This window comes from Pantoea sp. X-Soil-YNGN-785, assembly GCF_059730585.1.
Window position 1 is genome coordinate 995,959 of sequence record NZ_AP035942.1, and the last position, 23,109, is coordinate 1,019,067.

Below are 23,109 nucleotides of genomic sequence, written 5' to 3' on the forward strand. Positions count from 1 at the left end.
TTGGATACGGCGCATTTCACGATGTGTGGTGTCTGAAGTTGACCGAGCACGTGATTTTTTGAGGTAACAAGATGCAAGTTTCTGTAGAGACCACTCAGGGCCTGGGCCGTCGCATTACGATTACTGTTGCAGCTGACAGCATCGAAAGCGCAGTAAAAAAAGAACTGGTTGACGTTGCCAGGAAAGTTCGCATCGATGGTTTCCGTAAAGGCAAAGTGCCGATGAACATCGTAGCGCAGCGTTACGGCGCTTCTGTCCGTCAGGACGTGCTGGGCGAGCTGATGACGCGCAACTTTGTTGACGCCATCATCAAAGAAAAAATTAATCCGGCTGGCGCACCAAACTACGTGCCAGGCGAATACAAAGAAGGTCAGGATTTTACCTACGCGGTTGAATTCGAAGTTTATCCGGAAGTTGAGCTGAAAGGCCTGGAAAACATCGAAGTTGAAAAACCTGTCGTTGAAGTGACTGATGCTGACGTTGATACCATGCTGGATACCCTGCGTAAGCAGCAGGCCAACTGGATCGAAAGCGACGCAGCTGCAGGCCCGGAAGATCGTGCAACTATCGATTTCAACGGTTCTGTTGACGGCGAAGAGTTCGAAGGCGGCAAAGCCACTGATTTCGTTCTGGCCATGGGCCAGGGCCGCATGATCCCAGGCTTTGAAGAAGGCGTTGTGGGCCACAAAGCGGGCGAAACGTTCACTATCGACGTGAAATTCCCGGACGACTATCACGCAGAAACCCTGAAAGGGAAAGATGCGAAGTTCGAGATCGTGCTGAAGAAAGTTGAAACGCGTGAGCTGCCAGAGCTGACTGAAGAGTTCATCAAACGTTTCGGCGTTGAAGATGGTTCAGTTGCCGGTCTGCGTACTGAAGTGCGTAAGAACATGGATCGCGAGCTGAAAGGCGCTATCCGTAACCGCATCAAAACTCAGGCGATCGACGGCCTGGTTGAAGCGAACGAAATCGACGTGCCAGCTGCGCTGGTTGACAGCGAAATCGACGTTCTGCGTCGTCAGGCTGCACAGCGTTTCGGTGGCAACGAACAGCAGGCGCTGGAACTGCCACGCGAACTGTTTGAAGAGCAGGCTAAACGCCGTGTTGTTGTCGGTCTGCTGCTGGGCGAAGTGATTCGTACCCACGAGCTGAAAGCTGACGAAGCGCGCGTTAACACCATGATCGAAGAGATGGCTTCTGCGTATGAAGATCCGAAAGAAGTTATCGAGTTCTACAGCAAGAATAACGAGCTGATGAACAACATGCGCAACGTCGCGCTGGAAGAGCAAGCGGTTGAAGCGGTCCTGGCGAAAGCTAAAGTGACCGAGAAAGAGACCAACTTCCAGGAACTGATGAATCAGACCGCTCAGGCCTGATCACGCAGTTAACCGTCTGTGCTAAGCCCGTGACTGAAAAGTCGCGGGCTTTTTTGTGTTTTGCGTACAGAACGCGACTCTTCGCCGCTATTTGCTTAATTAATCGGCAAATTATTCACGCATCGCTTTTTCCGGGTTAGCGAACAGGGAAAAGATTGTTATGCTTGAAACATGCGTGCAGCATCCCCAGATAGTGGGAGTATGCAGAATGAAGAGTGAGGCTGGCTGATTAACCGTCCTGAAGGTGTCGGAAAAGGTGCGACGTGGAGTTTCCCGCGCGTCTTACGTAGAATCGGTACAGAATGTTGCCAATGAAATTTATCCAGGAGACGGTAATGTCATACAGTGGCGATCGTGAATATACTGCACCGCACAATGCGCTGGTGCCAATGGTGGTTGAACAAACTTCGCGTGGTGAGCGTTCTTACGACATCTACTCCCGTCTGCTTAAAGAGCGCGTTATCTTTCTGACTGGCCAGGTTGAAGACCACATGGCGAATCTGATCGTGGCGCAGATGCTGTTTCTGGAAGCTGAGAACCCGGAAAAAGATATCTATCTTTACATCAACTCGCCAGGCGGTGTGATCACGGCCGGTATGTCGATTTACGACACCATGAAATTTATCAAACCGGATGTCAGCACTATCTGTATGGGACAGGCCTGTTCAATGGGTGCGTTCCTGCTGACAGCGGGCACCAAAGGCAAGCGTTTCTGTCTGCCAAACTCGCGCGTGATGATCCACCAGCCGCTGGGCGGCTATCAGGGCCAGGCGTCAGACATTGAAATCCATGCGCGTGAAATCCTCAAAGTTAAACAGCGTATGAATGAGCTGATGGCTGAGCACACCGGTAAAACGCTGGAAGAGATTGAGCGTGATACCGAGCGTGACCGTTTCCTCTCTGCAAATGAAGCGGTAGAGTATGGATTAGTCGATTCAATTCTGACGCATCGCCAATAAGACCCCGACTTACCGTTGTCCCTGGTCTATAGTTAACAGGACAACGGTACTATTATGGGTTGAATGAATTTCGGCCGTCCCTGTACGGCCTGAGCCGTACGCGGGCATGGCCTGAGAACAAGAAGAGGTTAACTGATGACAGATAAGCGCAAAGACGGTTCAGGAAAGTTGCTGTACTGCTCTTTTTGCGGCAAAAGCCAGCATGAAGTGCGTAAGCTGATTGCCGGGCCGTCAGTGTATATCTGCGATGAGTGTGTTGACCTGTGCAACGACATCATTCGCGAAGAGATTAAAGAAGTTGCCCCGCATCGTGAACGCAGTGCGCTGCCAACCCCACATGAAATTCGCCATCACCTTGATGATTATGTTATCGGTCAGGAAAGAGCGAAGAAAGTGCTGGCGGTTGCGGTTTATAACCACTACAAGCGTCTGCGTAACGGCGATACCAGCAATGGCATCGAACTGGGTAAAAGTAACATTCTGCTGATCGGCCCGACCGGTAGTGGTAAAACGCTGCTGGCAGAAACGCTGGCGCGCCTGCTGGATGTGCCATTCACTATGGCTGACGCCACCACGCTGACTGAAGCCGGTTACGTGGGTGAAGACGTTGAAAACATCATCCAGAAACTGCTGCAGAAATGTGACTACGACGTACAGAAAGCACAGCGCGGCATCGTCTACATCGATGAAATCGACAAAATCTCACGTAAGTCAGATAACCCGTCGATTACACGTGATGTGTCAGGCGAAGGTGTACAGCAGGCTCTGCTTAAACTGATTGAAGGCACCGTGGCTGCTGTTCCGCCGCAGGGTGGACGTAAGCATCCGCAGCAGGAATTTTTGCAGGTTGATACCTCGAAAATTCTGTTTATCTGCGGCGGCGCATTTGCCGGCCTGGACAAAGTGATCTCCCAGCGTGTGGAAACCGGATCCGGTATTGGCTTCGGCGCTACCGTAAAAGGGAAGTCGCAGAAAGCCAGCGAAGGCGAACTGCTTTCACAGTGTGAACCTGAAGATTTGATCAAGTTTGGTCTGATCCCTGAGTTTATCGGTCGTCTGCCTGTGGTCGCGACCCTGAGTGAGCTGAGCGAAGAAGCGCTGATTCAGATTCTGCGTGAGCCGAAAAACGCCCTGACAAAACAGTACCAGGCGCTGTTTAACCTGGAAGGCGTTGAGCTGGAGTTCCGTGACGAGGCGTTAACCGCCATTGCGAAGAAAGCGATGTCACGTAAAACCGGTGCGCGTGGTCTGCGCTCTATTGTTGAAGGCGCGCTGCTGGAAACCATGTATGATCTGCCTTCCATGGATGACGTGGAAAAAGTAGTGATTGATGAATCAGTTATTGAAGGTCAGTCTGAGCCCATGCTGATCTACGGCAAGCATGAAGCGCAGGCATCTGGCGAATAATTAAACAGATCGTCCATGTTGTTCTATTAAAAAAGGGGAAAATGTTTCCCCTTTTGCTTTTCTCGCCTCTGTGACGTTGAATGTCGGACAATCATCCCCATATACTCAGATACCTGTGGGTTTAACTGCATACCTGCCTGATGCGGTTCCCATCACCTGGCGGACATTAAACAAAGAGAGAGCTCTATGAATCCTGAGCGTTCTGAACGCATTGAAATCCCCGTGTTGCCGCTGCGCGACGTGGTGGTTTATCCGCACATGGTAATTCCGTTGTTTGTTGGCCGGGAAAAATCAATTCGGTGCCTTGAAGCCGCAATGGATCATGATAAAAAAATCATGCTGGTCGCACAGAAAGAGGCTTCAACGGATGAACCTGGCATTAACGATCTCTTTTCAGTAGGGACCGTTGCCTCAGTATTGCAAATGCTGAAACTGCCGGATGGCACGGTCAAAGTCCTGGTGGAAGGTTTACAGCGCGCCCATATTACGACGCTGGCCGACAACGGTGACCATTTTGTGGCTCAAGCTGAATATCTGGTTTCGCCAGAGATTGAAGAGCGCGAGCAGGAAGTGCTGGTGCGTACGGCGATCAATCAGTTTGAAGGCTACATCAAACTTAATAAAAAGATCCCACCCGAGGTTTTAACCTCACTGAATAATATTGACGATGCGGCCCGCCTTGCCGACACCGTTGCAGCACATATGCCACTGAAACTGGCAGACAAACAGTCTGTGCTGGAGATGTCCGACGTCAATGAGCGTCTGGAATATCTGATGGCGATGATGGAATCTGAGATCGATCTGCTACAGGTTGAGAAGCGTATTCGCAACCGTGTTAAGAAGCAGATGGAGAAGAGCCAGCGCGAGTACTATCTGAATGAGCAGATGAAGGCAATTCAGAAAGAGCTGGGCGAGATGGACGATGCGCCTGACGAGTATGAAGCGTTAAAACGCAAAATCGACGCGGCAAAAATGCCGGAAGAAGCGCGTGAAAAAGCAGAAGCTGAGCTGCAGAAGCTGAAAATGATGTCCCCGATGTCCGCTGAAGCGACCGTGGTTCGCGGCTACATCGACTGGATGGTGCAGGTTCCGTGGAACGCGCGCAGCAAAGTGAAGAAAGATCTGCGTAAAGCGCAGGAGACCCTGGATACTGACCATTACGGCCTGGAGCGCGTGAAGGATCGTATTCTTGAGTATCTTGCGGTTCAGAGTCGCGTCAGCAAAATCAAAGGGCCGATTCTGTGCCTGGTCGGACCGCCAGGGGTAGGTAAAACGTCCCTCGGTCAGTCGATCGCCAAAGCGACCGGACGTAAATATGTCCGTATGGCGCTGGGTGGCGTGCGTGATGAAGCGGAAATCCGTGGTCACCGTCGTACCTACATCGGCTCCATGCCGGGTAAACTCATCCAGAAAATGGCGAAAGTCGGGGTTAAAAACCCGCTGTTCCTGCTGGATGAGATCGACAAAATGTCTTCGGACATGCGCGGAGACCCGGCTTCAGCGCTGCTGGAAGTGCTGGATCCTGAGCAGAACATTGCGTTCAACGATCACTATCTGGAAGTCGACTACGACCTCTCTGATGTGATGTTCGTGGCAACGTCGAACTCAATGAACATCCCGGCACCGCTGCTGGACCGTATGGAAGTGATTCGTCTGTCGGGTTATACCGAAGATGAGAAACTGAATATCGCTAAGCAGCATCTGCTGACCAAGCAGATTGAACGCAACGCCCTGAAAGCCAGTGAAATTACGGTTGAAGATAGCGCGATTGTCGGCATTATCCGTTACTACACCCGTGAAGCCGGCGTGCGTAGCCTTGAGCGTGAGCTGTCGAAATTGTGCCGTAAAGCGGTGAAATCACTGCTGATGGACAAGACGAAAAAGCACATCACCATCAATGGTGAAAACCTCAAGGACTTCCTGGGCGTACAGCGCTTCGACTATGGCCGTGCTGACAGTGAAAACCGGGTGGGTCAGGTCACCGGCCTGGCGTGGACGGAAGTGGGCGGCGATCTGCTGACCATTGAAACTGCATGCGTACCGGGTAAAGGCAAGCTGACTTACACCGGTTCTCTGGGCGAAGTGATGCAGGAGTCGATTCAGGCTGCGCTGACCGTGGTGCGTGCCCGTGCCGAGAAGCTGGGCATTAATGGTGACTTCTACGAAAAACGTGATATTCACGTTCACGTGCCAGAAGGCGCCACACCGAAAGATGGTCCAAGTGCGGGTATCGCAATGTGTACCGCGCTGGTCTCCTGTCTGACCGGTAACCCGGTACGTGCGGATGTCGCTATGACCGGTGAGATTACCCTGCGTGGTCAGGTTCTGCCGATTGGCGGTCTGAAAGAGAAACTGCTGGCAGCACACCGTGGTGGCATTAAAACCGTGCTGATTCCGGACGACAACAAGCGTGATCTGGAAGAGATTCCACAGAACGTGATTGCCGATCTGGAGATTCATCCGGTGAAACGCATTGAAGAGGTGCTGAATCTGGCACTGGAAAATGCGCCTTACGGCATGCAGGTCGCAACAGCAAAATAGTGATTAACGGCATAAACCGTTAAAAAGCGGAGCTGGCAAGGCAATTGGCGCTTGCCAGCTTTTTTTTGTGCCGTTAATTTAGGTGGCTGTCGGGGCGACGTTCTCAGAGAAATTCCGTTGTTTCGGCTCCACAGGCTTGATATAACTTGCTGCGCGTTCGTACCCGGCCGGAAGCCCGGTACGATGTGAAATAATAAAAGAGGGGATGAAGAGAGTGAATAAGTCACAATTGATCGACAAAATTGCTGCCGATGCTGATATTTCTAAAGCTGCAGCAGGACGTGTTTTAGATGCATTTATGGGCTCAGTTTCAGATGCGCTGAAAGAGGGTGATGAAGTGGCTCTGGTGGGTTTCGGCACATTCTCTGTGCGTGACCGCGCTGCACGTACCGGCCGCAATCCGCAAACCGGTAAAGAGATCACCATCCCGGCTGGTAAAGTACCCGGTTTCCGTGCTGGTAAAGCATTGAAAGACGCTGTCAATTAATAACAACGAATAGATTCATTGACGCATTTTCTTCAGTGGATTAGAGGACGATTAACCCGTTCTCATGTAACATACGGGCACATCAATGAGATGTGCCTTTTTTGTTTTAACCGGTGAGAATCGGGCCGTAAGATGGACCTGGACCGGATTGAGACTGCCAGCTAAGCCAGCAGTTGCGTGAGTCGCCAGCCAGTGGCGAATTGCGACCGAGCTTTACATTCACACTACAGCGGAGTGTTGCCATACCATGATGGACAATTTACGCGCGGCGTCGAACCATGTCGTGCTCAAGATTATTCTGGGACTGATTATCGTCTCTTTTGTGCTGACAGGCGTTGGCAACTATCTGATTGGCGGCAATAACGACTATGCGGCCAAAGTTAACGGTCAGGAGATAAGCCGGGGACAGCTGGAGCAGGCGTTTAACAGCGAACGCAGTCGCCAGCAGCAGATGCTGGGTGACCAGTTCTCGCAGCTGGCCAGTAACGATGGCTTCATGCAGCAGATGCGTCAGCAGGCGCTGTCGCAGTTGATCGACCAGGCGCTGCTCGACAGCTACATCAAAGAGCTTCATCTCAGCATCAGTGACGATCAGGTTAAGCAGGCTATCTTCAATCAGCAGGCTTTCCAGACCAACGGCAAATTCGACAATGCTAAATATCTGGCGCTGATCGGCAACATGGGTTTCAGCGCCGACCAGTATGCTGAAGCGCTGCGCAAGCAACTCTCCAATCAACAGTTGATCAATGCCGTGGCGAACACAGATTTCACGCTGAAAGGCGAGGCCAGCAAACTGGTGGACCTGGTTTCACAGCAACGTGATATTCGTCAGGCGACGCTGGATGTTAATGCCCTGATGGCGAAACAAACCGTCACCGACGACGAAATCAGTCAGTACTATCAGCAGCATAAAACCAGCTTTATGGCGCCGGAACAGTTCCGCGTCAGCTACATCCTGATGGATGCCGCCAGCATGCAGCAGGATGCCAGCGAAGCAGATATTCAGGCCTGGTACGACCAACATAAAGCAGACTATTCGCAACCACAGCGTAATCGCTACAGCGTTATTCAGACTAAAACTGAAGCGGATGCCAATGCGGTACTGGCTCAGCTGAAAGGTGGCGCCAGCTTCGCTGATGTGGCGAAAGCCAAATCAATCGACCCCATCTCTGCGCGTAAGGGCGGTGATATGGGCTGGCTGGAACCGTCAACCACCCCGGATGAGCTGAAAAATGCGGGTCTGACTGAGAAAGGCCAGATGTCAGGCGTGATCAAATCGTCAGTGGGCTTCCTGGTGGTTCGTCTCGACGACATTCAGCCAGAGCAGGTTAAGCCACTGGATGAGGTTCGCAGCGCTGTTGCAGCGAAAGTGAAGCAGGAGAAGGGCGTTGATGCCTTCTACAAACTGCAGCAGAAAGTCAGTGAAGCGGCCAGCAATGACAATGAGTCACTGGCGGGTGCCGAGCAGGCTTCGGGTCTGAAAGCGAAAGAGACCGGCTGGTTCAGTCAGGACACGCTGCCAGACGCGCTTAACTTCGATGCGGTGAAACAGGCGATCTTTAACGGTGGTCTGGTGGGTCAGAACGGTGCGCCGGGTAACAACTCCGATATTATCACCGTCGATGGCGACCGTGCCTTTGTACTGCGTATTAGCGAGCATAAACCGGAAGCGGTAAAACCGCTGGAGCAGGTGAAGGCGCAGATTACGGATACGCTTAAGCATGACAAAGCGACACAGCAGGCTAAAGCCCAGGCCGATAAACTGCTGACCGACCTCAAAGCGGGCAAGCTGGACGCACTGACTGCAGCAGGCCTGACCCTGAGCGCCAGCAAAACCGTTGATCGCAATGCACAGGATCCGGTGGCACAGGCCGCCTTTAACCTGCCTCAGCCTGCTGATAATAAGCCTTCATGGGGTGTCAGCGAAGATATGCAGGGCAATGTGGTGCTGGTGGCGGTAGATAAAGTTAAAACCGGCAGCATGCCGCAGGCGCAGATTGACGAAATGGTCAAAGGCGTTACGCAGAATAATGCGCAGCTGACGTTTGAAGCCCTACTGCAAAATCTGCGTAAAGAGGCCAAAATCAAGTACGGCGCTGCCGCACAAATGCAGTAAGCCTCGCAAAAATTACGCAACGACTGTAACAATCAAAGGCCGCATTCGCGGCCTTTTCCATTTCTGATATTCCGCTTTTGAGCCTTGTGCGGCGTAGTGCCACTCTGTCGCTGCTGTTTACACACAAGGAGAAACACAGCATGGCTAAATCTAAACTTGTTGCCTTCTATCTCTCACTCGCACTGGGCGGTGTACTCTGTCACGGTAGCGTCTCTGCGGCACCTGAACCTGCCAGTCCGGCGGTCTCGCAGAACACACATCCTGCACCGAAGCCGGAGACAGCCGCGCAGCTGCAGCCAAAGCAGGAGCAGGTCAGCATCAATGAAGCGACAGCGGAACAGCTCTCTGCCGCTATGAATGGTGTGGGGCTGAAGAAAGCGCAGGCGATTGTGAACTATCGCGAACAGTACGGACCCTTTAGCGCGATTCAGCAACTCAGTGAAGTACCGGGTATCGGTAACGCGCTGATAGAGCGAAATGCGACCCGGCTGAAATTGTGAGGCAGTACACATCTGTGATGCTTAACCCACGCTAACCAGACGACTCTGCTAAAGTGAACAGGTCCAACCAGTTAACTCACAGTAGCAGGAGAGCATGATCATGCAGACCACCATAAAAGTGCGTGGCTATCATCTGGATGTCTATCAGCACGTCAACAATGCGCGCTATCTTGAGTTTCTTGAGGAGGCGCGCTGGCAATGGCTGGAAGAGGCTGAAGCGTTCCACTGGTTGCTGGAGCAGAAACTGGCTTTTGTGGTGGTCAATATCAACATCAACTATCGTCGCCCGGCCGTGCTGGGCGACGTACTGGTTATCGACAGTGAGATCACGCAGTTAAATGGCAAAAGCGGCATTATTGCGCAGCGGGTGTTGCTGGCAGGTCAGGAGACCGTGGTGGCGGATGCTGCACTCACGTTTGTCTGTATTGATTTGCGGACCCAGAAGGCGGTTGCGCTGGAAGGAGAGTTACGCGAACGGCTGATGCGTCTGATGGCATGAGCCGATAAAAAGCGGCAAACCGAACTGCTTTGCCGCCACGCCAGACAGCCTTAGTTAAGGCCGCTCTTTGCTTTCATGGCTGCCATGACGCCAGCACGATCGTTGAGATAACCCTGGAGGCCATTAGCCCGTAAATGACAGGCAGCACACTCACCACATCCGTCGCCTTTCACACCGTTATAGCAGGTCAGCGTCTGCTCGCGTACCAGCGCAAGCTGCTGCCAGTAATCTGCAAGCGCCCAGGTTTCCGCTTTATTGAGCCACATCAGCGGCGTCTCAAAACGCACCTCGCGCGCCATGCCAAGCGACACCGCATGGTTCAGCGCTTTGACAAACTCATCGCGGCAGTCGGGATAGCCGGAAAAATCGGTTTCGCAGACGCCGGTGATGACCGCTTCTGCTTCGACCTGATACGCGTAAACCGAGGCCAGCGTCAGAAAGAGAATATTGCGGCCCGGCACGAACGTACTGGGTAAGCCACTGGCCTCAGGATTATAAGCCGGCACCGGAATGTTATCCCGCGTCAGGCTGCTGACGGCGAGTTCGTTCAGCATGGTCACGTCCAGCACTTTGTGCGCGCGCGCACCCAGTGTCATCGCCAGATCGCGGGCGACCTCGATCTCTTCCCGGTGGCGTTGTCCATAGTCGAAAGTGACGCAGTGAACTTCATCATAAAGCTGTACAGCCTGAATCAGGCAGGTAGTGGAGTCTTGTCCACCGCTGAAAACTACAACCGCGCGTTTCATGGTGTTTCCCTGATAATTAATTTTGCGCTTATGGTAATGCCTCAGTCCGCCGCTGAACAGCTGCAAGGCGGATCAATAGGCGGCGGAATCCATGCGCGGCTGAAATCAAACCAGCCCAGCGTGTTCAGCTCTATCCCTTCAACGGCAGGGGGGGCATAAATCTGGTAGCGATAATTGAACAGGGGCAGCAGGATGCCGTCCGTCATCAGTTGATGATAAAGCTGCTGCAGCGCACGGGTACGACTATTGCCGTCTGATATCTGCTGGATAGCCAGCAGTTGCGCCTGGACTTCTTCGCCCTGCGGTGTGGGCCACAGCCGACGCCATAGCGGGTCAATCTGTAACCAGCTCGCCAGTGTGAAGACCGGCGCATCGCCAATCAACCGATCGCCCATCACGATATCCGCCTCATCAGGCGGGGCGATATGATGCCAGCTTTTGACCGGATGAAAAACGACGTTCAGAGTACAGCCGTGCTGTTTTAACAGGGCGACCAGTGCCTGTGACATCTGATGCAGCTCAACCGGCAACTGATAATGCAGCGTCAGGGTGGGGGGCAAGGGGACCGGAACACTATCAATCAGCGGTACTTCCCAGCCGGGTAACAGCTCTTTGCTGGGGGTAATTAACCCCTCATCCAGTGGCAACCGGCTGACGATGCCGCTTTGCTGGATGAGCTGAAAAAGCGTGCGCGCCTGATCGGGTGTAAATCCGGCTCGCGGGCGGCAGACCAGATAACAGAAGCCGAGACTGATGCTACTGCTGACCGGCTTCAATGTCCTGAGTTCAGCGGCATCGCCAATGGCAATCTGCACCGGATGGCGACAGCTGCTGCCGAGTGCGGCATCAAACAGCTGAGGAGTAATCCAGTACTCTACCGCCTGCAACAGCGGACGCTGCAGATGCCAGCGCGCATGGCTTTCAATCCTGACCAGCTCAGCGCTGAAATGCCTGAGTTTCCATGGCCCGCTGCCTGTGGCGGGATAAGAGGGATGGGGCAGCAGGCACAAAAGATGGGCAAGCCGGTGAGGCAGCCAGAAATCAGGTCGTCGCAGGTTAAACCGCACCGCCAGCGGGTGAGGCGCATCCACGCTGACCACATCGGCAAGCAATATCCTGACACGCGTATCCTGCAGCAGCTGGCGGAACTGCACCACCAGTTGCGCGGCCTGCACCGGCTCGTCGTTATGCCACATCAGCTGAGGCCGTAACCAGAATAACCAGCTACAGGACGCTTCATCGTGCTGCCAGTGATGCGCCAGATCGCCGACCGGCTCATCCTGCTCAAAACGGGTCAGACCGGAATAGATCTGACGAACCAGATGCTGTTCAGCCCGCCCGGTAATCTGGCGCGGCTCGGTACTCTCCATGGGACGATAGTAGGGGATGCGCAGAACCGGCGTGTCGTTCTGCCACTGTCCACCCATTAACGGCCGCAGCATATTAATCAGCCTTTCCGGCGGCAGATCCAGCAGCTGTAAAGCGTCAGCTGCCTCTCCGGCATCAAGCTGTTTTTGCAGCAACTGCTGCCGTAACTGTTCAGGCGTGCGCAGAAACACTAACCGACCCTGTTTGCCACGGCCCGGTTCACCGTGCCAGCTAAGCCAGCCAGCGTGCTGCCACTGTGACAGTAACGTGCGCAGATGACGCTCACTGCAGATGCAGTGGCGCGCCATCTCTGCCACGCAGGTCTGCTGAGGGATGCCCTGGCTCTGCTGCCACAGGCGCTGAAACTGATTAAGGCGGTTAAGCTGACGCATGATAAACCCGGAACAGTTTTTTAAAAGTATTCACTATTACTTCCGTAATTAACAGGCAATAGTAAGCTCATCTTTTCAGCAGGAGGGTAACCATAATGCGTTTAGCCGCATTCGATATGGATGGCACATTATTGCTGCCGGATCATCAACTGGGTCAGCAGACGCTGGACAGTCTGCAGGCGCTGCATCTGCGCGGCGTTAATCTGGCGCTGGCGACGGGCCGCCATCTGCTGGAGATGCAGATTCTGCGGGAGAAATTAACGCTGCCCGCGTGGCTGATTACCGGGAATGGCACCCGCGTACACGATCGGTCTGGCAATCTGATCTTTGCCCGCGATCTGCCCTCTGCGGTAGCTGAAGAGGTCATTCATCGCCATTGGGAAACACCCGCGTCGATCCACGTTTTCAACGATCAGGGATGGTTTACCGATCGACCCCAGCCTGAGCTACTGGTGGCCCATCAGATGAGCGGATTTGGCTATCAGCTGTGCGATCTGAAAAGGCTGCCCGCGCATCAGGTAACAAAAATCTGCTTTATCGATCAGCATCAGCGTCTGTGTCAGCTGAAAACAGAGCTGGATGCGGCGCTGGGTGAGCAGGCAAATATCTGCTTCTCTGCGGTGGACTGTCTGGAAGTGTTGCCCGCCAGCTGCAACAAAGGCAGCGCGCTGGCACTGTTGTGCGACCATCTGTCACTGACGCTGGCGGAGTGCATGGCGTTCGGGGATGCAATGAATGACAGAGAGATGCTGTCGCAGGTTGGACGTGGTTTCATCATGGGCAATGCGATGGCGCAGCTGAAAGCCGCGCTACCGCATCTGCCGGTATTAGGGCATTGCGAGACACAGGCGGTGTCTCACTATTTAAATCACTGGCTGGCTACACCCGACCTCGCGTATTCCCCCGAATGCTGAGGATTGCCGTGAACCGGACAGGATGTCCGGTTTTTTATTCGAGTTCGCGCTGCCACGGCGTGATATCGCCAATATGTTTTGCCACCCATTCCGGCTGATAGTAGCTATCGGGATAACGTTCGCCACTGTCGCACAGCAGTGTCACCACGGATCCCTGCTGATTCGCTGCCCGTAAGCGTTTCGCCACCTGCATCATGCCCCAGAAATTGGTGCCGGTAGAGGCCCCAGGCTTGCGTCCCAGAATCTTTTCCAGCTTCAGCATGGCGGCCAGCGTTGCACCATCCGGTACTTTGATCATTTCATCAATCACGTCAGGCATGAACGACGGCTCCACGCGCGGACGGCCAATTCCCTCGACCATGCTGCCACGTGTGCTGGTCAGCGTTGCATCACGCTGTTGCCAGTAATCGAAAAACACCGAATGCTGCGGATCCACCACCAGCAGTTTCGTATCCAGGCCCTGATAACGGATATAGCGGCCCAGCGTCGCCGAGGTGCCGCCGGTGCCCGCGCTCATAATCACCGTATGGGGAATCGGATAGGGCTCATGCTGCATCTGACGGAATATGCTTTCAGCAATATTATTATTACCGCGCCAGTCGGTAGCGCGTTCAGCATAGGTAAACTGATCCATAAAATGGCCATTCAGCTCACGTGCCAGCCGTTCAGATTCTGCGTAAAGCTGGCAGGGATCCTCGACAAAATGGCACTGTCCGCCATAAAAGGTGATCTGCTCAATTTTACGTTTCGCCGTACTGGCGGGCATCACCGCAATAAAGGGCAGGCCTAGCAGCCTTGCGAAGTACGCCTCAGAAACGGCCGTGCTGCCTGATGAGGCTTCGATAATCGGCGTATTCTCTTTAATCCAGCCGTTGGAGAGACCGTAGAGAAACAGGGATCGTGCCAGCCGATGTTTCAGACTGCCACTGGGATGGGTACTCTCATCTTTCAGGTAGAACCAGATGCCGGGAAAATCCGCCAGATCGAAACGGATCAAATGGGTTTCAGCCGATCGTTGAAAATCAGCGTTAATTTCGTTGATAGCGTGGCGAATCCAGCAGGTCTGCATCTCAGGCATCCGGTAAAGAAGTGATGCGGCTATTTTATGGCACGTGCAGGAAAAAGAGATTGCAAAAATACCGCTAAAATCGCGGTAATGGAGAAAATGATTCTCCCGGAGTCCCGTATGTTAGATAAAACTGACCTTAAACTGCTCTCACTGCTGCAGCAGGATTGCACGCTGTCACTGCAGGCGCTGGCGGATGCCGTCAACCTCACTACCACACCCTGCTGGAAGCGCCTGAAAAAGCTGGAAGATGATGGCATTATTCGCGCCCGGGTGGCGCTGCTGGATGGGGATAAAATCGGACTGTCACTGACGGCGTTTATGTTTGTGAAGACCCAGCAGCACAGCCGCGACTGGTATCAGGCTTTTGTCTCGGTGGTCAGCAGCATGCCCGAGGTGATGGCCTTTTACCGGATGGCAGGTGAGTATGATTACCTGCTGCGCATTCAGGTGGCGGACATGAAGAGCTATGATGCGTTCTACAAGCGATTAGTGAACGGTGTGCCCGGCCTGATTGATGTGACATCCAGCTTCGCCATGGAAGAGATTAAATACACCACGGCTTTACCTGTCGCCCCCTGAGGGCCTGAGATTGAGAGCAGCGTTGTGCGATTATTCAGTCAATTAAGTTGGTATTTTCTGCGGGAGTGGCGGCGCTATCTGGGCGCGGTCATCCTGCTGATTGTTATTGCTGTTCTGCAATTACTGCCGCCGCATGTCGTCGGTGTCATTGTTGATGGTGTCACACGTGACAACATGAGTACCAGCCGCATCATGATGTGGATTGGTATCATGCTGGCAACCGCAGTGGTGGTCTATCTGCTGCGTTATGTCTGGCGCGTGCTGCTCTTTGGTGCCTCCTACCAGCTGGCGGTTGAGCTGCGCGAAGATTTCTATCGCCAGCTGAGTCGGCAGCAACCGGCATTTTATCTGCGTCACCGTACCGGTGACCTGATTGCGCGTGCCACTAACGACGTGGATCGGGTGGTGTTTGCGGCCGGGGAAGGGGTGCTGACGCTGGTCGATTCGCTGGTGATGGGCTGTGTGGTGCTGCTGGTGATGAGTACGCAGATCAGCTGGCAGCTGACCCTGCTGGCGCTGGTGCCGATGCCCATTATGGCAATCGTCATCCATCGCTACGGTAATCAGCTTCATCATCGGTTCAAACTGGCCCAGGCGGCCTTCTCCAGCCTTAACGATCAGACGCAGGAGAGCCTGACCAGCATCCGGATGATTAAATCCTTCGGTCTTGAACAGCATCAGTCGCAGCAATTCTCCGATATCGCCCGCGATACCGGTGATAAGAACCTGCGCGTGGCGCGGGTCGATGCCCGTTTCGATCCCACAATCTACATCGCTATTGGTTTCTCAAACCTGCTGGCGATTGGCGGCGGCAGCTGGCTGGTGTGGCATGACCAGATGACGCTGGGGCAGCTGACCAGCTTTGTGATGTATCTCGGCCTGATGATCTGGCCGATGCTCGCCCTGGCGTGGATGTTCAATATCGTCGAACGCGGCAGCGCCGCCTGGAGTCGCATCGGTGCATTGCTGGCGGAAGCGCCCGCGGTGGAAGATGGCGATAAGTCTCTGCCACCTGAACCGGGCACGCTGCAGGTCGCGATTCGCGCCTTTCACTATCCGGCCAGCGCGGCTCCGGTGTTAAGTGATGTCAGCTTCCAGCTGAAGCCCGGCGAAATGCTGGGACTGTGTGGGCCAACTGGCAGCGGAAAAAGTACCTTACTGAGCCTGATCCAGCGCCATTTTGATATTCAGCAGGGCGACATCCGTTATCACCAGATCCCGCTGACGCAGTTGCGGCTGGACAGCTGGCGCAGTCGTCTCGCCGTGGTCAGCCAGACACCATTCCTGTTTTCGGACAGCGTAGCGAACAATATTGCGCTGGGGAAACCGGGCGCAACCCGGCAGGAGATTGAACAGGCCGCCACGCTGGCCTGCGTGCATGACGATATTCTGCGGCTGCCGCAGGGTTATGAAACCGAAGTCGGGGAGCGAGGTGTGATGCTGTCGGGTGGACAGAAGCAGCGTCTTTCAATTGCCCGGGCACTGCTGCTGAACGCAGAAATCCTGATTCTGGACGATGCGCTCTCTGCGGTGGATGGTCGTACCGAGCACGAAATCCTGCATAACCTGCGCATCTGGGGGCAGGGAAAAACACTGATTATCAGCGCGCATCGCCTGTCGGCGCTGACGGAAGCCAGTGAAATCCTGGTGTTACAACAGGGCAGCGTGGCACAGCGTGGCGATCATGACGCGCTGACCACCAGCGCTGGCTGGTATCGTGACATGTACCGTTACCAGCAACTGGAAGCGGCGCTGGATGATGATGAAAATGAGAAAGGAGTGCCGCATGGCTAAGTCTGCCCGCTTGTGGCCTACCCTGAAGCGCCTGCTGAGCTACGGTAAGCCCTGGCGTAAATCCCTGTCGCTGGCGGTAGGCATGCTGTGGATCGCTGCCGCGGCGGAAGTAACCGGTCCGGTGCTGGTCAGCTATTTTATCGATAACCTGGTGGCGAAACATCAGATGCCCTGGGGGCTGGTGGCCGGTCTGGTCATCAGCTTTGTCCTGCTTCAGCTACTGGCCGCCGGGCTGCACTACTGGCAGGCGCTGCTGTTCAATCGCGCCGCCATTGGTGTGGTGCAGCGGTTACGCAGTGACGTGATGAATGCCGCGCTCTGTCAGCCGCTGAGCGCTTTTGATACTCAGCCGGTCGGGCAGATTATTTCGCGCGTGACGAATGACACCGAAGTGATCCGCGATCTTTATGTCACGGTAGTTTCAACCGTACTGCGCAGCGCTGCGCTGGTCGGCGCCATGATGGTGGCGATGTTCAGTCTTGACTGGCGCATGGCGCTGGTAGCAATGATGATCTTCCCGCTGGTACTGATAGTGATGCTCATCTATCAGCGTTACAGCACGCCGATTGCCCGACGGGTTCGCAGCTATCTGGCTGACATCAACAACGGCTTCAACGAAGTGATCAGCGGCATGAGTGTGATTCAGCAGTTTCGTCAGCAGGCGCGATTTGGTGAGCGTATGGGCGAAGCGAGCCGCTCTCACTATCTGGCGCGAATGGAGACGCTGCGTCTCGATGGCTTTCTGCTGCGTCCATTGCTGAGCCTGTTTTCAGCGATGGTGTTGTGCGGGCTGCTGATTCTGTTCAGTTTTTCGGTGCCTGGCGTGTTTGAAGTGGGGGTGCTCTATGCCTTCATTACTTACCTGGGCCGTCTGAATGAGCCACTGATTGAGCTGACCACCCAGCAGTCGATGCTGCAGCAGGCGGTGGTGTCTGGCGAGCGTATCTTCGAGCTGATGGATGCCGCCCAGCAGCAGTATGGTGCCGATCAGCAGCCACTGGCTTCAGGTCGTATTGCCCTGAACAACCTCAGTTTTGCCTACCGTGAAAACCGCGATGTGCTGAGTGATATCAATCTTGACGTCGCACCGCGTGAGTTTGTGGCGCTGGTGGGCCATACCGGCAGTGGCAAAAGTACCCTGGCTAACCTGTTGATGGGTTATTACCCGGTGACGCGCGGCGAAATCCGTATTGATGATCGTCCGATTGGCGACCTGAGCCATGCCGTGCTGCGACGCGGTATCGCGATGGTGCAGCAGGATCCGGTGGTGCTGGCCGATACGCTGCTGGCCAATGTGCGGCTGGGCCGCGACATCAGCGAAGAGGCCGTCTGGACCGTGCTGGAACAGGTGCAGCTGGCACTGCTGGCGCATGCCCTGCCGGAGGGGATTCACACCCGGCTGGGCGAGCAGGGCAATAATCTGTCGGTCGGGCAGAAGCAGCTGCTGGCGCTGGCCCGGGTACTGGTTGATCTGCCGCAGATCCTGATCCTCGACGAGGCGACCGCTAACATCGACTCCGGCACCGAGCAGGCCATTCAGCATACGCTTGCGACGCTACGGCAACACAGCACGCTGGTGGTGATCGCTCACCGCCTCTCAACGATTATCGATGCGGATAAGATTCTGGTGCTACATCGTGGTCGTGTGGTTGAGCAGGGCACTCATCAGCAATTGCTGGCGCTACAGGGACGTTACTGGCAGATGTATCAGCTGCAACAGGCAGGGGAAGATCTGGCGTCGGGCGTACCTGTAACATCTGAAAGCTGACTTGCACCTTTTTTGCGCAGCTTTATCGGAATAATCTGTATAAATGCACTCCTTTGACGCCTGGAGCACCAAAGGAGTGCAGTCTCAGGCTGCGATCCCTGTCACACACCCATTCTCATTCATATCTTCCTTGAAGCATCCCTTGCTCCGTCTCGCCTGACTCACTGATTAAGGGCACTTTTACACTCTGGCACAGGCTTTGCTTATATCCCTGCGTGTCCATAAACGTTACCTATTTACTCGCTGGAGGGGATCCAATGAAGCTGGTTACCGTCGTAATTAAGCCATTCAAACTGGAGGATGTACGTGAAGCTTTATCCTCTATCGGCATTCAGGGACTGACCGTCTCCGAAGTGAAAGGTTTTGGTCGTCAGAAAGGCCATGCAGAGCTCTATCGTGGCGCAGAGTACAGCGTTAACTTCCTGCCGAAGGTCAAAATTGATATCGCAATTGCCGACGATCAGTTAGACGAAGTGGTGGATGTCATCAGTAAAGCGGCCTACACCGGCAAAATTGGCGACGGTAAAATTTTCGTGGCTGAACTGCAGCGCGTCATCCGTATTCGTACCGGCGAGACCGACGAAGCCGCTCTGTAATTAAGACTCAGTACTGTGATGGGATGGAATAAAAATGAATAAAATTTTCACGAAGCTGGGTCTCACCAGCCTGGCACTGTTACCCTCACTCGCAATGGCTGCGCCTGCCGTTGCGGACAAGGCTGATAACGCATTTATGATGATTTGCACCGCGCTGGTGCTCTTTATGTCAATTCCAGGTATTGCACTGTTTTACGGCGGTCTGATTCGTGGCAAAAACGTTCTGTCGATGCTGACGCAGGTTGCTGTGACCTTCTCGCTGGTCTGCGTGCTGTGGGTGGTCTACGGCTATTCACTGGCCTTTAGTGAAGGCAATGCCTTCTTTGGCGGCTTTGGCTGGGCCATGCTGAAAAACATTCAGCTCACCGCCGTTATGGGCAGTTTCTATCAGTATATCCACGTAGCATTCCAGGCCTCGTTTGCCTGTATTACCGTGGGCCTGATTGTTGGTGCCATTGCAGAACGCATCCGTTTCTCTGCCGTACTGATCTTCGTCGGTGTCTGGCTGACGCTTTCATATTTACCTATCGCACACATGGTCTGGGCGGGCGGTTTCCTGGCTCAGGATGGCGCTCTGGACTTCGCTGGCGGTACCGTGGTGCACATCAACGCGGCTGTCGCAGGTCTGGTGGGTGCTTATCTGGTGGGCAAACGTGCGGGCTTTGGTAAAGAGGCGTTCAAGCCACATAACCTGCCGATGGTCTTCACCGGCACCGCTATTCTTTATGTTGGCTGGTTTGGCTTTAATGCCGGTTCAGCTTCAGCAGCAAATGAAATCGCGGCACTGGCTTTCCTGAACACCGTGGTGGCAACAGCGGGTGCCGTACTGGCATGGACCTTTGGTGAGTGGGCGGTACGTGGTAAGCCTTCTCTGCTGGGTGCCTGCTCAGGCTTTATTGCGGGTCTGGTCGCCATTACCCCAGCCTGTGGTTATGTCGGCGTTGGCGGTGCATTAATCATCGGTCTGGTCGGCGGCCTCGCGGGACTGTGGGGCGTCACCACCCTGAAAAAATGGCTGCGCGTCGATGACCCGTGCGATGTATTCGGTGTGCATGGCGTCTGCGGTATTGTCGGCTGTATCCTGACCGGCGTGTTTGCTTCCTCTTCACTGGGCGGCGTCGGCTATGCGCAGGGCGTCACCATGGGCCATCAGGTCTGGGTGCAGCTCTTCAGCGTGGGTCTGACGATTGTCTGGTCCGGCGTTGTCGCTTTCATCGGCTTCAAGCTGGCCGATCTGATTGTCGGACTGCGCGTACCGGAAGAGCATGAACGCGAAGGCCTGGATGTAAACAGCCACGGCGAGAATGCTTACAACCAGTAATGGACAGGCACTGAAATGAACAATCGGGGGCGAGCAATCGCCCCTTTTTTTATTCTCTTCATTCGCTGCGCTGGCGCATTACCCCTTCCTGAACGGTTGAGGCTACCAGCACACCCTGCTGATTGTAGAACTCGCCGCGGACAAAACCGCGTGCGCCAGAAGCTGAGGTACTGACCACGCTGTAGAGCAGCCATTCAGTGAAGTCGAACGGGCGATGGAACCACATAGAGTGGTCGATTGTGGCGACCTGCATATCCGGCTCTAAAAAGCCTTTGCCATGCGGCTGCAGCGCGACCGGCAGGAAGTTGAGGTCAGAGGCATAGCCGAGCAGGTACTGATGGATACGCAGGTCATCGGGCAGGGGGCCGGTGGCACGGATCCAGACCTGACGCTCCGGTTTATCCACATGTCCACGAAGCGGGTTATGGATCTGCACCGGGCGAATCTCCAGCGGACGTTCAGCAATAAATTTTTCACGTAACTTTTCTGGCAGCAGATGCGCCATTTTCTGCGCCATCGCCTGTTCGGTTAGCAGGTTTTCTGGCCCCGCCACCTGGGGCATCGGATTCTGATGCTCAAATCCGCTTTCCGGTGACTGGAAAGAGGCCGTCATATAAAAAATCGGCTGGCCATTCTGAATGGCGCTGACCCTGCGTGCGCTGAAACTTTTGCCATCACGCAGAGTTTCAACATCATAGATAATCGCTTTCTGGCTATCGCCGGGCCGCAAAAAATAGCTGTGAAATGAGTGAATAATGCGATCTTCCGCGACGGTTTGCTTCGCGGCATACAGTGCCTGACCCACCACCTGACCGCCAAACACCTGGCGCAGTCCCAGATCTTCGCTCTGGCCGCGATATAAACCTTCTTCCAGTTTTTCCAGATTCAATAAATTCAGCAGATTTTGCAGTGCCTGACTCATGGCGCATTCCTCAATATAGTGACCCGCTCAGTGTGAAAGATCGGACCAGTTGACGTCAATCAGACTTTCCGCTTTGCCTGTGCCAGGCAAAATTTCATTTTTGTGCCAATATTAAGCACATACGGCGAGTGAAGCGCTGTAAGCAGGATTCGCTGCCGACAATCATTTTGATCAAATGGAGACGACATCAATGAAACTCAGGCATGTGTTCAGTGGGGTAGTTATTGCGGTTGCTGTTGCGGGATGTGCCGACAAGAGTAAACCAGTGCCAACACCAACGCTGGGTTCTGCAGTTGCAGGACAGACGGCCGCGATTGCGCAGCCAAACGTAAGTGGTTCAGTCTTTATCCGCCAGCGCATTGCGCTGCCGCCGGATGCGGTATTAACCGTGACGCTTTCTGATGCCTCTGTATCCGACGCGCCATCAAAAGTGCTGTCGCAGCGCGTGGTGCGTACTGAAGGCAAACAGGCACCGTTCCAGTTTGTATTACCGTTTAACCCGGCCGACATTCAGCCCAACGCGCGCATTCTGTTAAGCGCAGCCATCTCAATTGATGGCAAGCTGGCCTTTGTCACTGAAGGCGTGAAGCCGGTCATCAACCAGGGCGGCACTAAAGCTGAACTGCTGCTGGTACCGGTACCGTCAGTAGCGATGCCAACTCAGCCAGGCGCAGCGACGACTGTTCCGTCGACGTCACCCACTCAGGTGACGCCATCGGCTGCTGTTCCGGCACCAACCCATATTTAATTTATCGGGGCGACGTTGTCGCCCCTTTTTCCTGCCTGAAATCCCAGCGATAAGTTTCAAGATCGAGCTGTCCCTCATTACTGACCTCTATACCTTCCGCTTCCAGCGCATCCCGCTGCCGCAACAGACTGTCGCCCTGCAGTGAGATAGTACCGTGACGATTGACGACACGATGCCAGGGAAGCGTGGTGCCTTCTGGTAACCGGCTCAGCACGCCGCCCACCTGACGTGCCGCGCGCGGGGAACCCGCCAGTCGCGCAACGTCGCCATAGGTCGCGACGTGGCCATAGGGAATGGCGGCAACAATTTGCCAGATGCGTTGCCGGAAAGAGTCAGGCTGATCCATGTGCTTATTTCGTCTGCTTTTTTCATCAGGAATAGGGTTTTAACTTTAGCATGGCGAGGATGAAGAGACAGTGCCAGCACGTTGGTTGTTCAAGAAAACAACGGTTGTCCCGACTACGCTTGCAATTGCCACCTCCTTCCCAGATAATGCCCCCGCTCTCGTAAAGAGGGCTTGTCAATGGGGGCCCTGTTGGTTCTCCCGCAATGCTAGCTTGTGAACTCGGTCAGATCCGGAAGGAAGCAGCCGCAGCAGGTGACGCGTGTGCCGGGATGTAGCTGGCAGGGCCCCCACCATTTTCTCCCTCTGAATATATCCTCTCCATAAACTGCAGACAGGCAAAACCCGCCTGGGCCGATCCTTTGCCGGCAGGCAGGAATATCTGGTACTAAAGAGGAGATTAAACGTAGCAGCAATCCGTCAGATTAGCGGACAAATTTCCATACTGAACCTGGGACTTTATCATAAAGCTTGTTCATCGTCAGTTCCGCCAGGCGATGGTCAGCTGCAGAGTAAAATACCGCTAATTCATCCTCGGGTAATTCATACTTATTTTTTTCAATGACCCTTTCCAGGGTATCCAGAGAGCGGCAACGCCGCAGTCGCATCAAATAATCGGTTTTAGTCAGGGTTTTGTTCATAAATAAACCGTTCTCATGTCTGT

General features: G+C 54.3%; 21 protein-coding genes and 1 other RNA gene. 16 read left to right on the forward strand and 6 right to left on the reverse strand.

Translation table 11 applies throughout. The annotated features are described in order from the left end of the window. Positions 1-71: 71 nt before the first annotated feature. The 8 genes from tig to AC6I8E_RS04515 all read left to right on the forward strand — a co-directional run bounded on the left by tig (position 72) and on the right by AC6I8E_RS04515 (position 9,885). Positions 72-1,376, forward strand: a complete 1,305-nt coding sequence (gene tig, locus AC6I8E_RS04480; RefSeq protein ID WP_110331458.1) for a trigger factor — start codon at positions 72-74, stop codon at positions 1,374-1,376. Between the two features lie 335 nt (positions 1,377-1,711). Continuing rightward, the gene (clpP, locus tag AC6I8E_RS04485; protein ID WP_010255410.1) at positions 1,712-2,335 is read left to right on the forward strand and encodes an ATP-dependent Clp endopeptidase proteolytic subunit ClpP; all 624 of its coding nucleotides are present in this window, start codon (positions 1,712-1,714) and stop codon (positions 2,333-2,335) included. Between the two features lie 135 nt (positions 2,336-2,470). After that, positions 2,471-3,742 (forward strand): ATP-dependent protease ATP-binding subunit ClpX, encoded by a 1,272-nt coding sequence (clpX, locus tag AC6I8E_RS04490; RefSeq protein WP_003850494.1) that lies wholly within the window; start codon positions 2,471-2,473, stop codon positions 3,740-3,742. A 186-nt stretch (positions 3,743-3,928) separates the two neighbouring features. After that, positions 3,929-6,283: an endopeptidase La gene (gene lon / locus AC6I8E_RS04495; protein WP_003850493.1), complete on the forward strand. Its 2,355-nt coding sequence runs from the start codon at positions 3,929-3,931 to the stop codon at positions 6,281-6,283. A 214-nt stretch (positions 6,284-6,497) separates the two neighbouring features. After that, positions 6,498-6,770: a nucleoid-associated protein HU-beta gene (gene hupB, locus AC6I8E_RS04500; RefSeq protein ID WP_033731763.1), complete on the forward strand. Its 273-nt coding sequence runs from the start codon at positions 6,498-6,500 to the stop codon at positions 6,768-6,770. Positions 6,771-7,017: 247 nt separating this feature from the next. Continuing rightward, complete coding sequence (gene ppiD / locus AC6I8E_RS04505; protein ID WP_033731764.1) at positions 7,018-8,886, forward strand: peptidylprolyl isomerase; 1,869 nt, start codon at positions 7,018-7,020, stop codon at positions 8,884-8,886. Positions 8,887-9,026: 140 nt separating this feature from the next. After that, positions 9,027-9,386, forward strand: a complete 360-nt coding sequence (locus tag AC6I8E_RS04510) for a ComEA family DNA-binding protein (RefSeq protein WP_095707603.1) — start codon at positions 9,027-9,029, stop codon at positions 9,384-9,386. A 100-nt stretch (positions 9,387-9,486) separates the two neighbouring features. Beyond that, a complete protein-coding gene (locus AC6I8E_RS04515) occupies positions 9,487-9,885 on the forward strand; it encodes a YbgC/FadM family acyl-CoA thioesterase (protein ID WP_013356998.1) in 399 nt (132 codons plus the stop codon). A 50-nt stretch (positions 9,886-9,935) separates the two neighbouring features. On the opposite strand, the gene queC is transcribed toward AC6I8E_RS04515, so the two are convergent. Next, positions 9,936-10,631, reverse strand: coding sequence for a 7-cyano-7-deazaguanine synthase QueC (queC, locus tag AC6I8E_RS04520; protein ID WP_095707747.1), 696 nt, complete (start codon positions 10,629-10,631; stop codon positions 9,936-9,938). Between the two features lie 41 nt (positions 10,632-10,672). Further along, positions 10,673-12,391: an SgrR family transcriptional regulator gene (locus AC6I8E_RS04525; RefSeq protein ID WP_497824479.1), complete on the reverse strand. Its 1,719-nt coding sequence runs from the start codon at positions 12,389-12,391 to the stop codon at positions 10,673-10,675. A gap of 92 nt (positions 12,392-12,483) precedes the next feature. Between AC6I8E_RS04525 and cof the strand changes: the two genes are divergently transcribed. Next, positions 12,484-13,305 carry an HMP-PP phosphatase gene (cof, locus tag AC6I8E_RS04530; RefSeq protein ID WP_095707601.1) on the forward strand — a complete coding sequence of 274 codons (822 nt, stop codon included), beginning with the start codon at positions 12,484-12,486 and terminating at the stop codon, positions 13,303-13,305. Between the two features lie 34 nt (positions 13,306-13,339). On the opposite strand, the gene AC6I8E_RS04535 is transcribed toward cof, so the two are convergent. Beyond that, positions 13,340-14,374 carry a PLP-dependent cysteine synthase family protein gene (locus AC6I8E_RS04535; RefSeq protein ID WP_041456680.1) on the reverse strand — a complete coding sequence of 345 codons (1,035 nt, stop codon included), beginning with the start codon at positions 14,372-14,374 and terminating at the stop codon, positions 13,340-13,342. 117 nt (positions 14,375-14,491) lie between these two features. Here AC6I8E_RS04535 and AC6I8E_RS04540 point away from each other — a divergent pair, with 117 nt between their 5' ends. From AC6I8E_RS04540 to amtB, 5 genes are all read left to right on the forward strand, one after another. Beyond that, positions 14,492-14,953: an Lrp/AsnC family transcriptional regulator gene (locus AC6I8E_RS04540; protein WP_033782182.1), complete on the forward strand. Its 462-nt coding sequence runs from the start codon at positions 14,492-14,494 to the stop codon at positions 14,951-14,953. Positions 14,954-14,977: 24 nt separating this feature from the next. Next, positions 14,978-16,747, forward strand: a complete 1,770-nt coding sequence (locus AC6I8E_RS04545) for a SmdA family multidrug ABC transporter permease/ATP-binding protein (protein ID WP_013357004.1) — start codon at positions 14,978-14,980, stop codon at positions 16,745-16,747. After that, complete coding sequence (locus tag AC6I8E_RS04550; protein WP_013357005.1) at positions 16,740-18,515, forward strand: SmdB family multidrug efflux ABC transporter permease/ATP-binding protein; 1,776 nt, start codon at positions 16,740-16,742, stop codon at positions 18,513-18,515. The genes AC6I8E_RS04545 and AC6I8E_RS04550 overlap by 8 nt, the downstream gene beginning before the upstream one ends. A gap of 257 nt (positions 18,516-18,772) precedes the next feature. Then, positions 18,773-19,111, forward strand: coding sequence for a P-II family nitrogen regulator (gene glnK, locus AC6I8E_RS04555; RefSeq protein WP_003850469.1), 339 nt, complete (start codon positions 18,773-18,775; stop codon positions 19,109-19,111). Between the two features lie 34 nt (positions 19,112-19,145). Further along, positions 19,146-20,432: an ammonium transporter AmtB gene (gene amtB / locus AC6I8E_RS04560; protein WP_013357006.1), complete on the forward strand. Its 1,287-nt coding sequence runs from the start codon at positions 19,146-19,148 to the stop codon at positions 20,430-20,432. Positions 20,433-20,490: 58 nt separating this feature from the next. Here the strand turns inward: amtB and tesB are convergent, their stop codons facing one another. Then, complete coding sequence (gene tesB, locus AC6I8E_RS04565) at positions 20,491-21,354, reverse strand: acyl-CoA thioesterase II (RefSeq protein ID WP_013357007.1); 864 nt, start codon at positions 21,352-21,354, stop codon at positions 20,491-20,493. A 190-nt stretch (positions 21,355-21,544) separates the two neighbouring features. Between tesB and AC6I8E_RS04570 the strand changes: the two genes are divergently transcribed. Continuing rightward, positions 21,545-22,102: a YbaY family lipoprotein gene (locus AC6I8E_RS04570; RefSeq protein WP_013357008.1), complete on the forward strand. Its 558-nt coding sequence runs from the start codon at positions 21,545-21,547 to the stop codon at positions 22,100-22,102. Between the two features lies 1 nt (position 22,103). Here AC6I8E_RS04570 and AC6I8E_RS04575 read toward each other — a convergent pair whose 3' ends face one another. Beyond that, a complete protein-coding gene (locus AC6I8E_RS04575; RefSeq protein WP_013357009.1) occupies positions 22,104-22,448 on the reverse strand; it encodes an MGMT family protein in 345 nt (114 codons plus the stop codon). A gap of 187 nt (positions 22,449-22,635) precedes the next feature. Between AC6I8E_RS04575 and ffs the strand changes: the two genes are divergently transcribed. After that, an RNA gene (gene ffs / locus AC6I8E_RS04580) (signal recognition particle sRNA small type) lies at positions 22,636-22,732 on the forward strand. A 138-nt stretch (positions 22,733-22,870) separates the two neighbouring features. On the opposite strand, the gene hha is transcribed toward ffs, so the two are convergent. Further along, on the reverse strand, positions 22,871-23,086 hold the full coding sequence (hha, locus tag AC6I8E_RS04585; RefSeq protein WP_003850458.1) for a hemolysin expression-modulating protein Hha: 216 nt from the start codon (positions 23,084-23,086) through the stop codon (positions 22,871-22,873). Positions 23,087-23,109 lie beyond the last annotated feature (23 nt).